At 43.5% G+C, this 13,181-nt stretch carries 10 protein-coding genes and 1 riboswitch; of the genes, 5 read left to right on the forward strand and 5 right to left on the reverse strand.

The annotated features are described in order from the left end of the window. Positions 1–14: 14 nt before the first annotated feature. Complete coding sequence (locus ACIQXH_RS10885; protein WP_403123466.1) at positions 15–2,309, reverse strand: ribonucleoside-diphosphate reductase subunit alpha; 2,295 nt, start codon at positions 2,307–2,309, stop codon at positions 15–17. Between the two features lie 137 nt (positions 2,310–2,446). Then, positions 2,447–2,628, reverse strand: a riboswitch (cobalamin riboswitch). Between the two features lie 287 nt (positions 2,629–2,915). Between ACIQXH_RS10885 and ACIQXH_RS10890 the strand changes: the two genes are divergently transcribed. Further along, positions 2,916–3,845, forward strand: a complete 930-nt coding sequence (locus ACIQXH_RS10890) for a manganese-dependent inorganic pyrophosphatase (RefSeq protein ID WP_402867612.1) — start codon at positions 2,916–2,918, stop codon at positions 3,843–3,845. Positions 3,846–3,893: 48 nt separating this feature from the next. On the opposite strand, the gene ACIQXH_RS10895 is transcribed toward ACIQXH_RS10890, so the two are convergent. The 3 genes from ACIQXH_RS10895 to ACIQXH_RS10905 all read right to left on the reverse strand — a co-directional run bounded on the left by ACIQXH_RS10895 (position 3,894) and on the right by ACIQXH_RS10905 (position 7,915). Next, positions 3,894–4,040, reverse strand: coding sequence for a hypothetical protein (locus ACIQXH_RS10895; protein ID WP_402867613.1), 147 nt, complete (start codon positions 4,038–4,040; stop codon positions 3,894–3,896). Between the two features lie 81 nt (positions 4,041–4,121). Continuing rightward, positions 4,122–5,570, reverse strand: coding sequence for a SulP family inorganic anion transporter (locus ACIQXH_RS10900; RefSeq protein ID WP_403123469.1), 1,449 nt, complete (start codon positions 5,568–5,570; stop codon positions 4,122–4,124). A 1,133-nt stretch (positions 5,571–6,703) separates the two neighbouring features. Further along, positions 6,704–7,915, reverse strand: a complete 1,212-nt coding sequence (locus tag ACIQXH_RS10905; protein WP_402867616.1) for an MFS transporter — start codon at positions 7,913–7,915, stop codon at positions 6,704–6,706. A gap of 230 nt (positions 7,916–8,145) precedes the next feature. Between ACIQXH_RS10905 and ACIQXH_RS10910 the strand changes: the two genes are divergently transcribed. Both ACIQXH_RS10910 and ACIQXH_RS10915 read left to right on the forward strand, forming a co-directional pair. Next, a complete protein-coding gene (locus ACIQXH_RS10910; RefSeq protein WP_403123472.1) occupies positions 8,146–9,450 on the forward strand; it encodes a CitMHS family transporter in 1,305 nt (434 codons plus the stop codon). 173 nt (positions 9,451–9,623) lie between these two features. Then, a complete protein-coding gene (locus tag ACIQXH_RS10915) occupies positions 9,624–10,253 on the forward strand; it encodes a superoxide dismutase family protein (protein ID WP_403123475.1) in 630 nt (209 codons plus the stop codon). 271 nt (positions 10,254–10,524) lie between these two features. On the opposite strand, the gene trhO is transcribed toward ACIQXH_RS10915, so the two are convergent. Continuing rightward, complete coding sequence (gene trhO / locus ACIQXH_RS10920; protein WP_402867619.1) at positions 10,525–11,490, reverse strand: oxygen-dependent tRNA uridine(34) hydroxylase TrhO; 966 nt, start codon at positions 11,488–11,490, stop codon at positions 10,525–10,527. Between the two features lie 143 nt (positions 11,491–11,633). Between trhO and ACIQXH_RS10925 the strand changes: the two genes are divergently transcribed. Together ACIQXH_RS10925 and ACIQXH_RS10930 are read left to right on the forward strand one after the other, a co-directional pair. After that, a complete protein-coding gene (locus ACIQXH_RS10925; RefSeq protein WP_402990282.1) occupies positions 11,634–12,680 on the forward strand; it encodes a nitronate monooxygenase in 1,047 nt (348 codons plus the stop codon). After that, the gene (locus ACIQXH_RS10930) at positions 12,670–13,131 is read left to right on the forward strand and encodes a GNAT family N-acetyltransferase (protein WP_402990279.1); all 462 of its coding nucleotides are present in this window, start codon (positions 12,670–12,672) and stop codon (positions 13,129–13,131) included. The genes ACIQXH_RS10925 and ACIQXH_RS10930 overlap by 11 nt, the downstream gene beginning before the upstream one ends. Positions 13,132–13,181: the final 50 nt, after the last annotated feature.

Genomic DNA, 13,181 nt, shown 5'->3' on the forward strand with positions numbered 1-13,181 from the left:
TCCATTCCCACTCGTTAACTGGAGCAGCTCTCACAGGCATTGTCGTATTCGGATGAAGTGGAACGAAGATAATAAGTCGATTTCAATCCGCTTTCCCATGCTGTTAGGTGTATGTCCAATAACACTTTAGCCTTGATCGTGTTTTGTACATACAGGTTGAAGCTGATGGCTTGGTCGATATGACGTTGACGTGCTGCATTTTGCTTGATGCTTTCCTTTTGGTCCAAATGGAAGCGCGTTTTTTTATAGTATTCATACGTAGTGGGCGTCAATCCAGGCGCTGTCACTTTAAATTTGAAGTTTTTCTTTTCTTCATAAAACTCGATTTCATATAACGGGTCGATGCCATCCGTGGAATGACCGATTTTGGCAGTCGATGAATTGGGGGCGATTGCCATTAAATAGCCGTTTCGTGTACCATACTGCTGCACTTCTTCTTTTAATTCCAACCATTTTGGATCTCTATAGTCACGAAGGTCGAAATACTCCCCCGTTTGCCAATCGGACCCTTCGAAGTATGGGTAGGTTCCTTTTTCCTTGGCCAATTCATTGGATGTTTTAATGGTTAAATAAGCGATTTTCTCATATAAGGTATCGGCGTACTGAACGGCTTCATCGGACTCCCAGTAGATATTTTGCGTCGCGAGTAAATGATGCCACCCGAAAGTTCCTAAGCCGATTGAGCGGTAGCGCTTATTCGAAATGGAAGCTTGCTTGACCGGTAAGGTATTCACGTCAATGACGTTATCGAGCATGCGGATCTGAATCGGGATCAGTCTCTCCAATACATCGCTGTTCATCGCGCGTGGCAGGTTGATGGAAGAAAGGTTGCAGACAACGAAATCCCCGCTTTTGCGAACTACGACGACATCGCCATCTTCCGTTTCATATTCGTCGGTGATCGTTGAAGGGCTTAAGTTCTGGGCGATTTCCGTACAAAGGTTAGAACAATAGATCATCCCTTTATGCTTGTTCGGGTTCTTTCTGTTCACTTCGTCCCGGTAGAACATATAGGGTACGCCTTCTTCTAATTGTGAAATCATGATGCCTTTCATAATGTCCATCGCTTTGATTTTCTCGAAACTATAGCCTGGAAGTATGCCATTCTCCGCCGCCTCTACAGCAAGGGCGTAATGGTCCCTGAAACTGCCATCCCCTTTTTTCTCGTCATAAAAATCCTCGAGGGAGAACCCAAGGGTTTGCTTCACGGTATGCGGGTCGAAGAGATACCAATCTTTCCGGTCACGCACGGCTTCCATGAATAAATCGGGGATGCAGACACCAGTGAAGATATCATGCGCCTTTAGGCGGTCATCGCCGTTTTGCGTCTTCAAGTCAAGGAAGCTCATGATGTCCTTATGCCACGCATCCAGATAGATGGCGATTGCGCCTTTACGTTGTCCCAATTGATCGACGCTGACGGCCGTTTGGTTAAAGAGGCGAATCCAGGGAGTCGTGCCTGAACTGTTACCGGAAAAACCGCGGATATCAGAACCGAGCGAACGGATTTTTCCGACATATAGACCAACGCCGCCACCGAACTTGGAAACTTTTGCGGCATCATAGTTTGATTGATAAATTCCGTCGATGGAATCCTCGATTGCATCGATGAAGCATGAACTCAATTGCCCGTGGGTTTTGCCGGCATTTGAAAGGGTAGGGGTCGCAACCGTCATATATAGGTTCGACATTGCCCAGTAGGCCTCTTTGACAAGCTGCAGGCGGTGTTCCGTTTTTTCCAGTCTCATGATTTCCATGGCAATGATCATGAAGCGCTCCTGGGGAAGTTCATAGACCTTGTCTTTTTTTGGACGGGCCAAGTAGCGATCATTCAAAAGATAGATTCCGATATATGAAAATAGTTTATCTTTTTCCGGATCGATGACCGAACCCAATTCTTCGATTTCCGTTTTTGTGTAGGAGTCGAGAAGCTCTGCTTTATAAACAGGGTAACGTTGCCCTTCATGCTGCTGAGAGAGTTCTTGAATCAATTCATAGAAAGGTCCATAGTTCCGGCCTTCATAGCCCCGGTTCTTTTGGGCATCACGATACATGGTATTCAATAGTTCCCTTGCGGCGACGAATGTCCAGTCTGGGGCATCGATATCGACACTTTCAAGTGCAAGCTGGATCAACTTTTTCGATGTTTGTTCTTCTGAAGCATCACCTTTGCGATCGAGCCATTTAGTAAAACGCTTTTTGAACTTTTCCATATCAAGACTGCCTTCGAAATCCTTGGATAACATGTCCAGCTGGATTGAATTTGTTTCTGTGTCATTTTTTATGGTAGGGTTATATGTTTGAGTCATAAATGTTCCTCCTCTTAAATGTACGCGAATAAAAAAAAACCGCCCAATAAATTGAGCGGATCAAACGATAGGATAAAAGAGCCATGAAAAAATAGCCGTTACACTATCGTTTCATCATCTCAATCCCCGAAGAATAAGAAACTTGAAAAAACCAGGCAGGTCTCCTGACTCATGATCATCCTACTTTGAGTCCTTCCCGTATAGAGAGCTATACAGTGGTTTTCTCATTTCGTCACATTTACAGTTGCGGGGACAGTTCCGGGTTCACACCGGATTCCCTTTTCAGCCATCTCTGGCACCTTGGTTAATAATTCTATATATAGTTATTTATGTTGTTGGAAAAGTCAATATCTAGTATGTATGCTTATATTATCGTAAGCCATCCATGCTGATAATTCAACATATATATTTGTGAAAACTGATTCATATCTATTGACAAGGTCGGATAAAGGAAGAGGATGATGAAAGAATATAGGGAGGAATACAAAATTCCATCGCGGAATGTCAGGGTTTTTGTGTTAAAATAAATTGCATAGCAAAACTAGGGATTCTGGTTATGAAAAGAAAAATCCCTGCCAAATCATTTAGGAAAAAGGAGAAAAAATCGTGGAAAAAATATTAGTTTTTGGACATAAGAATCCGGATACCGACACTATCTGTTCAGCAATCGCTTATGCTGACCTAAAAAAGCAGCTGGGCATCCAAGCTGAACCTGTTCGTCTTGGTGAAGTGAATGGTGAAACACAATATGCGTTGGACCAATTTAAATTCGAAGCACCCCGCCTTGTTGAAAAAGTGGCTGGGGAAGCGGATGGCGTGATTTTAGTCGATCACAACGAACGTCAGCAGAGTGCCGAAGACATTGACCAGGTACGCGTATTGGAAGTCATCGACCATCATCGTATCGCTAATTTCGAAACAAGTGATCCTTTATATTACCGCGCAGAACCAGTTGGCTGCACGGCTACTATTTTAAATAAGATTTATAAAGAAAACGGAATTGAAGTGCCTAAAGCCATTGCAGGACTTATGCTTTCAGCCATCATTTCCGACTCTTTATTATTCAAATCGCCTACTTGCACGGAGCAAGACGTCGCAGCTGCTATGGAATTAGCGGAAATTGCTGGCGTGAATGCTGAAACATATGGCTTGGAGATGCTAAAAGCGGGTGCTGACCTGAGTGACAAAACCATCGATCAGCTCATCACACTTGATGCAAAAGAATTTTCAATGGGAACGGCAAAAGTTGAGATTGCTCAAGTGAATGCTGTTGACCCGAATGAAGTGCTTGCAAAGCAATCAGAAATTGAAGCAGCGATTCATGCAGTTATTGCCGCGAAAGAATTGGATTTATTCTTATTCGTCGTAACGGATATCTTAACGAATGATTCCGTTGCCTTGGCTCTAGGAGCATCAGCGGATGCAGTGGAGAAAGCGTATAACGTAACATTGAATAAGAACATTGCTGTATTGGAAGGCGTCGTGTCACGTAAAAAACAAATTGTACCAGTTTTAACCGACATCTTCGCTAAGTAATAAAAAAAGGACTCGAAGCCACTTTGAAAGTGGCTTCGAGTCCTTTTTTCAATTCAACGCTTCTTTCTCTTTTTCATACGCAATCACGATAAGCTCTTTGTTTGATTCCTCACGTATTTTTCCTTCAAAGAGTTTTAACTCATTGAGAAGGTCAGGTGATAAATCTGCTGCAGTATAATCCTGTTCGGATGACATGATTTTCCCTCCAATCCAGAGTATCATTCACTCTAGTTTGGCGGTTCAGCAAGAATTTATGCAGGGGAGCCATGCATCCTTTTACTTTTCATATGAGGCGAGGCTCTTTAGCAGCTGAGAACTTTCCTGATCAAGGCCAAGCACTTGAACCGTTTTCCCCTGTACTCTGTATTTTAAGATGACTTTCTCGACGGCTCCTACAGCCGAGGCATCCCATATTTTCGAATTGGAAAAATCAATGATGATGGAATCTGCTTTTTCCTTCGTATCAAACTTCGAAATGAAGTCCTGGACCGATGCAAAAAACACCTGGCCTTTTATTCGATAAGTGATTTGCCGATCCTGGTTGTCCGCTGTTTTCTCGACAGACACTTTTGAAATTTTAGCCGAGAAGAAAATCATACTCAAGAGTACCCCGGCGAATACGCCTTTGGATAAATCATGCGTATAAAGAACAACGATAACCGTTACGATCATGACTATCGCCTCGGTTTTAGGCGTGATACGGAGCCTCTTCAAGGAGGACCAATCAAACGTCCCGATGGAAACCATGATCATGACCGCAACAAGGGCGGCCATCGGAATTTTAATGAGGACATCATTCAATAACACGATCAAGATTAACAAAAAGGCCCCGGCGACGAAAGTGGACAGTCGACCTCGTCCCCCGGACTTGATGTTGATACCGGATTGTCCAATCATTGCACATCCGGCCATACCGCCGAAGAAACCGGCCACGATGTTCGCTATTCCCTGACCTTTGGCCTCCCGGTTTTTATTGCTATCCGTATCGGTCATTTCGTCAACGATTTGAGCCGTTAGTAAGGATTCAAGCAATCCGACAAACGCTAGGGCAATGGAATAAGGAAAAATGATGGCCAATGTCTCGAATGACAAAGGGATATCCGGAATCAAGAACATGGGAAGAGCCTCGCTCAATTGCCCCATGTCGCCTACGGTCCGTACAGTAGCCCCTGTTGCAACGGCCACGATGGTCATGAAGATGATTGCGACCAGCGGGGAAGGAACGACCTTGGTTATCCGTGGGAATAGGTAGATGATGGCAAGTGAACCAGCTGTCATGACATACATGACCCACGTTTCCCCTTTGAAATGAGTGAGCTGAGCCATGAAAATCATAATGGCCAAAGAATTCACAAAGCCAGTCATAACCGGCTTCGGTATAAACTTCATGAGCTTCCCAATCTTAAAGACGCCCAGTAGAATTTGAAGGATCCCAGTTAATATAGTTGCGGCAAGTAAATAGTTCAAGCCATGATCCTTTACAAGGTCAACCATCACGAGTGCCATCGCCCCGGTCGCCGCTGAAATCATGCCTGGTCTTCCACCAACAAAGGAGATGACGATGGCGATGCAGAAGGAAGCATACAATCCCACCATCGGGTCGACCCCGGCAATGATGGAGAAAGCTATTGCCTCAGGAATTAAGGCCAGGGCAACGACGATTCCGGAAAGTACGTCTCCGCGAACGTTGCAAAACCACTCCTGTTTTAATGTAGATATATTCAAAACGACACTTCCTTTTTCTCTATATAAGTATGGATTGGCTATTGTAACGTACTAGATTATAGCATGACTTCATTATTCTATCTATGGATTCATAATTGAATGGAAATTTCCTTATTTATATCAATTAGGCCAAATAGAAAGATCCAAGTGGGCCACCTTCAACAAAAAAAGACCCGTAATGGTCTTTTTTTGTTGAACTTACGAGTCATAAGTAAATTCCGGTTCCTTACACTGTGGGATGAATGAAATAATACTATGAAAGGGGTGGACTTGATTGCATGAGTATGTTGAAGCATTAGAGAGAGGAGGGGGCATGTCCTACTTATTCTTCTTTATGTATAATGCTAGATTTACATGCTGTACAGGTTACTTCTTTATAATGCTTGAAGATGATCTTTCTAAGATCTCTTCTGGTTAACATAGCGAATACATTGTATCTCGTACCACATACACAGGTATGTTTGTCTTTTACGATGTGTCTTTCATCCGTTTTGATAGTAGGAAAAAGCATTTTAACCCTCTTTTAAACTAATTTTAGGCAAAAAAAACCAAGAAGAAAGTAAATCTTGGAAATCTACCCACCGCGACAAAAGCTTGATATGTCTGGTTTGTGGATTTTCACCTTAAATAATCTTAACATAAAAAAGAATCAAATCTATAATTATCCAGAAAAACACGATAATGTTTAAAAAAACAGAAGGAGGAAAACGAGGGAACGAATAGATATTCCTAGGTCTTAGGGTTTTCGTTTAAGAACTTTTCCCGACAAGATCTGCAGGTGATATCGGAAACCGATTTAAACTTAACCTTCTTCAGGTCTTTTTTCTCGAATATTCCCCGGTAGTTATGAATAATTCCACATTCACAATAACGCTGATCCTTGATGATGTGAACTTTTGCATAATATGTGAAGGTCGGATACATGTTGACACCCCTTGTTAGGTATATATTACTAGGTATATTATATTATTTTATTATAGCTATGTAAAAAAAAATTTCTAAGAAATTGGGCAAAGAAAAGTTCTGTTACAGAGAGGGTCCAACCATCTTGTTGGGTAAGTTTGAATGAAAAAGGAGACACCCGTTAGATGGATCATCTAACGGGTGTCTTCTTTTTGCTAAAGGTCTTCTAATCAATGTGAATGCCGGGCCAACTCCGGGTTGCGATGCAACGCCAAATACAGGACCAGTCCTGCTAACAGCAGCAGGAAGCTGGTCGTTATAAAAACGGCTGAAAATCCATAAAACCCTGCAACCATCCCTCCCATTGCCGGGCCGATGATATTGCCTAAAAAACGGAGACTAGTATTATATCCAAGCACTTCCCCCTGCATGGCAACGGGAGCCTCTTGGCGGATATAGGCAATCCTTACAGGGATAATTCCCCCTATGACTATACCTAATGCAAACCGTACAAATACAAGTTGCCAAAAGTGATTGATGAAAGCTCCAGGCAAATATACGAGTGCTGTGAGGAAAAGAAGGAGCACCAGAATCTTTATATGCCCATGGTGGTCGCCTATCCTGCCCCAGTACCTGGCCATCAATAAGTTTCCGAGACCAGCTGCGGAAAAGGCGATGCCTGAGTAAAAGGCCAGATTAGTAGTTCCGTGCAGTTCCCCGACATATAAAGATAGAATGGGTTGGATGCTGAAATGAGCCACCTGGACAATCGTTGATATGAGCATGACATTCACTAGAATGGGGTTCCGTAAAATGTGCGAGAGGACCTCCCGGCTCGAATAACTGGCTTTTGTTCCTTTTTGTCGCTGAACTTGATATTCCTTGGTTGCGAATACAAGAAGTCCAGAGACGAAAATTGTGATGGAAGTGAACTTAAACGCTGTTGAGTAGCCGAGAGTATCCGCAAGTACGCCGCCAATCAATGGTCCGAAAAGGGAGCCGGTTATATTTCCCGTTTGAAGAGTACCCAAGACCCTTCCGGCAATCTCTTTAGGTGTCTGTGTGGAAATGAAAGCTTGTGACATGGAGATGAATCCAGTGAATATGCCCATGAACATTCTTAATAAGAACAACTGCAGGACATTTTCTACAAATCCCATCAAGAAAATCGATAGGCCCATACCGAAGGCGCAGGCAATCAGGATTTTCTTTCTACCATAACGGTCCCCGATTCGTCCCCAAATGGGGGAAAACAAAAAGGCTGTCACAAAGGTAATTCCGAATGTCCACCCCGACCAATGCTGGACATATTGTGCTGAATAATTGCCAAATGTACCGATGTATAACGAGATGAAGGGAAGAACCATCGTCATGCTACCACCGATGAAGAAGTTGGCAAACCACATGATGAAAAGATTCCGTTTGGCCAATTTAACATCCATATACATGTAACACTTCTTTCTACCTGATATTTACTATTCAGTATACAGATTTACCCTATTCTATTAAATGTATTTGATTCAGACATGCTTCAGGGCAAGAAAAAAATCTAGTTTGAAAAAGTTGTTTTTTAATGAAATACCCAGTGTTATACTAACTAAATACTAATTTTTCAGAAAATATAAAATATTTGATGAAAGTTAATATTTCAAATAGTAAGGGGAGAGTCTACATGTTATCGATTCTTGGATTTTGCATGATTTTTACATTTCTTATTTTGGTCATTTCAAAGCGCCTTTCTGTAGTGGTTGCCTTCATTTTCACTGCCATCCTTTTTGCATTGATCGGTGGGTTTGCGTCGGAAATGGGAGAAATGATGATGGCGGGGATTATAAAGGTAACGCCAACGGCCGTTATGATTGTATTTGCTATTTTATATTTTGGCTTGATGCTAGACGTTGGTTTATTTGAACCTATGATTACCAAGATACTAAGCCTTGTGAAGGGGGACCCACTAAAGGTTGTGTTGGCCACTGCCATCATCACGATGCTAGTAGGGTTAGATGGTGACGGGTCTTCCACCTTCATGATCACCGTAACAGCCATGTTGCCGCTCTATATAAGGTTAGGGATGAATAGGCTTATATTGGCGTGTGTGGTTGCTTTAGCTGCAGGCGTCATGAATATCATCCCTTGGGGCGGCCCGTTGGTAAGAGCAGCAGCCAGTCTACAAGTGGAAGTATCAGACTTATTCATTCCGCTCATTCCGGTCATGATTGCAGGGCTGATATGGACGCTGTTTTCCGCCTATATCCTTGGGAAGAAGGAAAGAGCCAGATTGGGCATCACTCCATTGCAGACACCAATGCCTTCAGGGTTGGGTGAACAGGCTGCTGCGGTTGAAGCTACTAATGGTACAACCATGAAGTTTTGGTTTAATTGGTTATTGACGATCGCGTTAATGGTATTTTTGGTAATGGAAGTGTTGCCTCTACAAATCTTATTCGCTTCGGCTTTTGCCATAGCATTATTCGTTAACTTTCCAAATCCAAAAGAACAGCAGGAAAGGATATTAAGCCATGCCAATAGTTTTGTTATGATCTGTACACTTATCTTTGCAGCGGGTATTTTCACGGGCGTCTTCACGGAAACGAAGATGATGGATTCGATGGCCTCTTCCATCGTGACCGTTATTCCAGATTGGCTTGGTGCACATCTACCTGTTGTTGTGGCACTTACTAGCATTCCGATGGGCTTCATTTTTTCACCTGACGCATATTACTTTGGAATTATTCCCATCATTAGCGAGGCTGCGGCGAACTTTGGAATTGCCCCAGTTGAAATCGGGAGGGCCGCTTTATTAGGTCACTCCACAACAGGTTTTCCCTTATCACCCTTGGTTCCTGCCACATTCATTCTGATTGGGCTGGTTGGTGTGGACTTTGGTGATCATCAAAAGTTTCTATTTAAATGGGCTTGTGGGACAACGATTGTTATGACGATCGTGGCTATCATTCTTGGGGTGATTCCATTATAAGAGGTGAGTCTAATAAACTAGTATGGAAAATCTTTTACTGTGAGATTAGTTAGATTTTTTATCATGCTCATAGAATCTATTTTCCCATTTATCCCTCTCTCTGTTTATCCTTTCAAAATAGTGGAAATGATTAAGAAGACTATACATAAATGAAAGAGAGAGAGAGGGTACTGATGATGAACTATAAGCAAAAGCTGCTGTTGCCAGCATGTGCCGCCTTTTTGTTGTATGGATGCAATTCAGAGGATAACTCAACGAATGCAGACAAAACCGTGGAAGATTCAAAACCGGTACAGGGAACCCAAACGGAAGTGGACCCACAAGCACAGGCGGAAGTTAAGGATACTGCGGGTAAAACTTTAGGTACTGTCAATTTTTCCGCGGAAGAGAATTCCGTCTTGATCGAAGCGGCACTGGAAGGGTTAGAACCCGGTTATCATGGGTTTCATATTCATGAAAATGCAGCATGTGAAGCGGATGCAAAGGAAGGGCCTTTTACTACAGCCGGGGGGCACTTCAATCCAACAGATGAAAAGCACTCCAATCATGCTGGGGATATGCTTCCTCTTTTTGCTAAAGAAGATGGAACGGCCAAATATACAGCCGCGTTGGATAACATGACAGTGGAACAACTGAAGCAAGAAGAGCTTTCGGTCATCGTTCATGCAAATCCGGACAACTTTGCCAATATTCCTGACCATTATGAAGCGGATGGAGAAAAGGGCCCGAATGAGGACACGTTAAAAACAGGTGATGCCGGTGACAGGCAAGCATGCGGGATTGTAGTAAGCACAGATAAGTAAGGGCATGAGCGATTCTTCTATGGAGGAATCGCTTTTTACATACTATTTGTAGCTTAGCTTGGCCTAAATCAACCACGAACGGCGATAATTCGACCGCAATCCGAATTATTTCAACCATACCAAGCAATATTTCAACCACGCAACATATTAATTCAACCATAGACAAAAAAGCTGAAAAAAAAGGATTTTTCTATCGTGATATAGAAGTAAGAGAAAAGCATGAAAAAAAACCGAATCAGGACAAGGAGTCGATTGATTCGGGTTTCATGGCTTATTCTGCTGTAGCCGTTTCTTTAATAAGTTGTAGTCGTTCTGCGACTTCTTCTTCAGACAAGTTATGCTCTACTACATAGCGATTACGTGGGTGCACCCGACATTCGTGGGAACAGCTGCGTAAGTGTTTGTGCTCGTTTTCTTCACTGCAAAGGATTTTCTTGTTGCATTCCGGGTTCGCGCAGTTCACATAACGCTCACATGGTTCTCCGGAGAAGATATCCCTGCCGACGATGACATGTTCCTTTTGATTGATCGGAACGGCAATTCTTTGATCGAATACATACATTTGACCATCCCAAAGATCGCCTTGCACTTCAGGGTCTTTTCCGTACGTTGCGATGCCTCCGTGAAGCTGGCTGACATCTTCAAAGCCTTCTTTGACAAGCCATCCGGAGAATTTCTCGCAACGGATTCCGCCTGTGCAATACGTAAGGATTTTTTTACCTTCAAACATCTCTTTATTCTCACGTACCCATTCCGGAAGTTCACGGAAATTCGTGATATCTGGCTTGATTGCGCCGCGGAAGTGACCCAAATCAAATTCATAGTCATTTCTCGCATCAAGTACGACTGTATTTTCATCTTGCATTTGCTCGTAAAATTCTTTTGGGCTTAAGTAATTCCCTGTCGTCTGGTTTGGATCGACGTCATCTTCCAATCGAAGCGTAACCAGTTCATTTTTTGGACGGACATGCATTTTTTTGAAGGCATGGCCATCGGCTTCATCGATTTTATAGACCATATCAGCAAAGCGGGGATCGCTTTTCATCATGTCCATGTATTTTTCGGTTTGTTCGATTGTACCGGATACCGTACCGTTGATCCCTTCCTGGGCAACTAAAATCCGGCCTTTCAATTCAAGTTCTTTACATGCCGCAAGATGTTCGGCAGCGAACTCTACGTGATTCTCGATTGGTGTATACAAGTAATACAATAAAACTCTATATGGTTTTGTTTCCATTTTTTAATTACCACCTATGATTTATATTTGCAAGATATAAAGGGTGATCAGTTAAGACACTTTTCTCTTACAGACAATCATTATACCAAGAAAACATAACTTTGATAAGTGAATCATGAAAAATGGAAAGGGGCCTGTTATAAATGCTTCAAGATTTAATGAAATATCCCATCATTCAAGCCCCAATGGCTGGAGGCGCATCCACACCGAAACTGGCCGCAACGGTTTCTGCTGCAGGAGGATTGGGGTTTCTCGCAGCTGGATATAAAACTGCAGAGGAAATGAGAAACGAAATGGAAGAGGTGCGCCGATTGACTGGGCGGCCTTTTGGCGTGAATGTGTTCGTGCCAAGTAAAGAGGTTGTGGATGAATCCAGACTCACCGCCTACCGGGAAAAAATACAAAAAGAGGCGGAAAGTGTAGGGGCTTCAATAGGGGAACCCATGAGCGACGATGATGACTGGGTCAATAAAATAGCCGTGTTAAAAGAACTCCGGGTCGCCGTTGTGAGTTTCACATTTGGGTGTCCAGAATCCGGTATCATCAAGGAACTCCAACATGCCGGTACGCTTGTTACGGTATCGGTGACGAACCCTACAGAGGCACAAATTGCAGTTACGGCGGGAGCGGATATCCTTTGTGTACAAGGGATTGAGGCAGGCGGCCATCGTGCCAGTTTTGATAACGAGTCAGAAAGTGACCAAGCGCTTTTGGAATTGATCAAGATCGTAAAAAAAGAAACGAACGTGCCGATAATTGCCGCAGGCGGATTGATGGATGGAAAAGACATTGCCGGTGTTCTTGCAGCAGGGGCAGTAGCGGCACAGTTGGGAACCGCTTTTCTATGTTGCCCGGAAAGTGGCGCAAGCCCAGCTCATAAGGCAGCGCTCCATAATCCACGGTTTACCGAAACGGCGATCACCCGGGCATTTAGCGGCCGCCGTGCTCGGGGGTTGGTGAATCGCTTCTTAATGGAATATGACAGGGTCGCCCCGGCAGCCTATCCTTATGTTCATCACATGACGAAACAGATGCGAAAGGTGGCGGGACAAAAAGGCGAACCTGAATTGATGGCTCTATGGGCAGGAGAAGGATACAAACGGAGTCGAACGCTTCCCGCCTCGGTATTGATGGGAGAGTTGGTTGAAGAAATGAATATAGAATCTAGGAGAGTATGTCATGAAAATTAGACCCTTGAATCCAGGCGAGGCACCACCGATGGAGTTACTGTTGCTTGCTGATCCTTCAAAAGAATTGGTTGAGACCTATTTGGAGAGGGGCACGTGTTTTGTCGCTGAATCGGATGGGCTGATAACCGGCGTGTATGTCTTGAAGGAATTGTCCGATGACACGATAGAAATCGTCAACGTTGCTGTAGCGGAACAATACCAAGGTGAAGGCCAGGGGAAAAGACTGGTCAATCATGCGGTTCATCATGCGAAGTCACTGGGGTATCACTCCATCGAAATCGGCACGGGTAATTCAGGGATGGGGCAGCTGGCCCTTTATCAAAAATGTGGATTTAGAATAACCGAAATCGATCGCGATTTTTTCACGAGGAATTATCCAGAGCCCATTTATGAAAATGGGATACAGTGCAGGGACATGATTCGTTTATCTCAAACCATCGGGAGCACCTAATGCCGTTAGGGAAATCAATCCAATGTAGGCATCCCATCTTACTGGATAGA

Origin of the sequence: Peribacillus sp. NPDC097225 (assembly GCF_044761955.1) — a bacterium.
Taxonomy (GTDB): Bacteria; Bacillota; Bacilli; order Bacillales; family DSM-1321; genus Peribacillus.

Bases quoted from the DNA above. Each gene is read 5' to 3' on its own strand.
- ACIQXH_RS10910 (WP_403123472.1), top strand. From the start codon at position 8,146: ATGTTATCGATTCTTGGATTTTGCATGATTTTTACATTTCTTATTTTG.
- ACIQXH_RS10905 (WP_402867616.1), bottom strand. From the start codon at position 7,915: ATGGATGTTAAATTGGCCAAACGGAATCTTTTCATCATGTGGTTTGCC.
- ACIQXH_RS10885 (WP_403123466.1), bottom strand. From the start codon at position 2,309: ATGACTCAAACATATAACCCTACCATAAAAAATGACACAGAAACAAAT.
- ACIQXH_RS10915 (WP_403123475.1), top strand. From the start codon at position 9,624: ATGATGAACTATAAGCAAAAGCTGCTGTTGCCAGCATGTGCCGCCTTT.
- ACIQXH_RS10895 (WP_402867613.1), bottom strand. From the start codon at position 4,040: ATGTCATCCGAACAGGATTATACTGCAGCAGATTTATCACCTGACCTT.
- ACIQXH_RS10930 (WP_402990279.1), top strand. From the start codon at position 12,670: ATGAAAATTAGACCCTTGAATCCAGGCGAGGCACCACCGATGGAGTTA.
- trhO (WP_402867619.1), bottom strand. From the start codon at position 11,490: ATGGAAACAAAACCATATAGAGTTTTATTGTATTACTTGTATACACCA.
- ACIQXH_RS10925 (WP_402990282.1), top strand. From the start codon at position 11,634: ATGCTTCAAGATTTAATGAAATATCCCATCATTCAAGCCCCAATGGCT.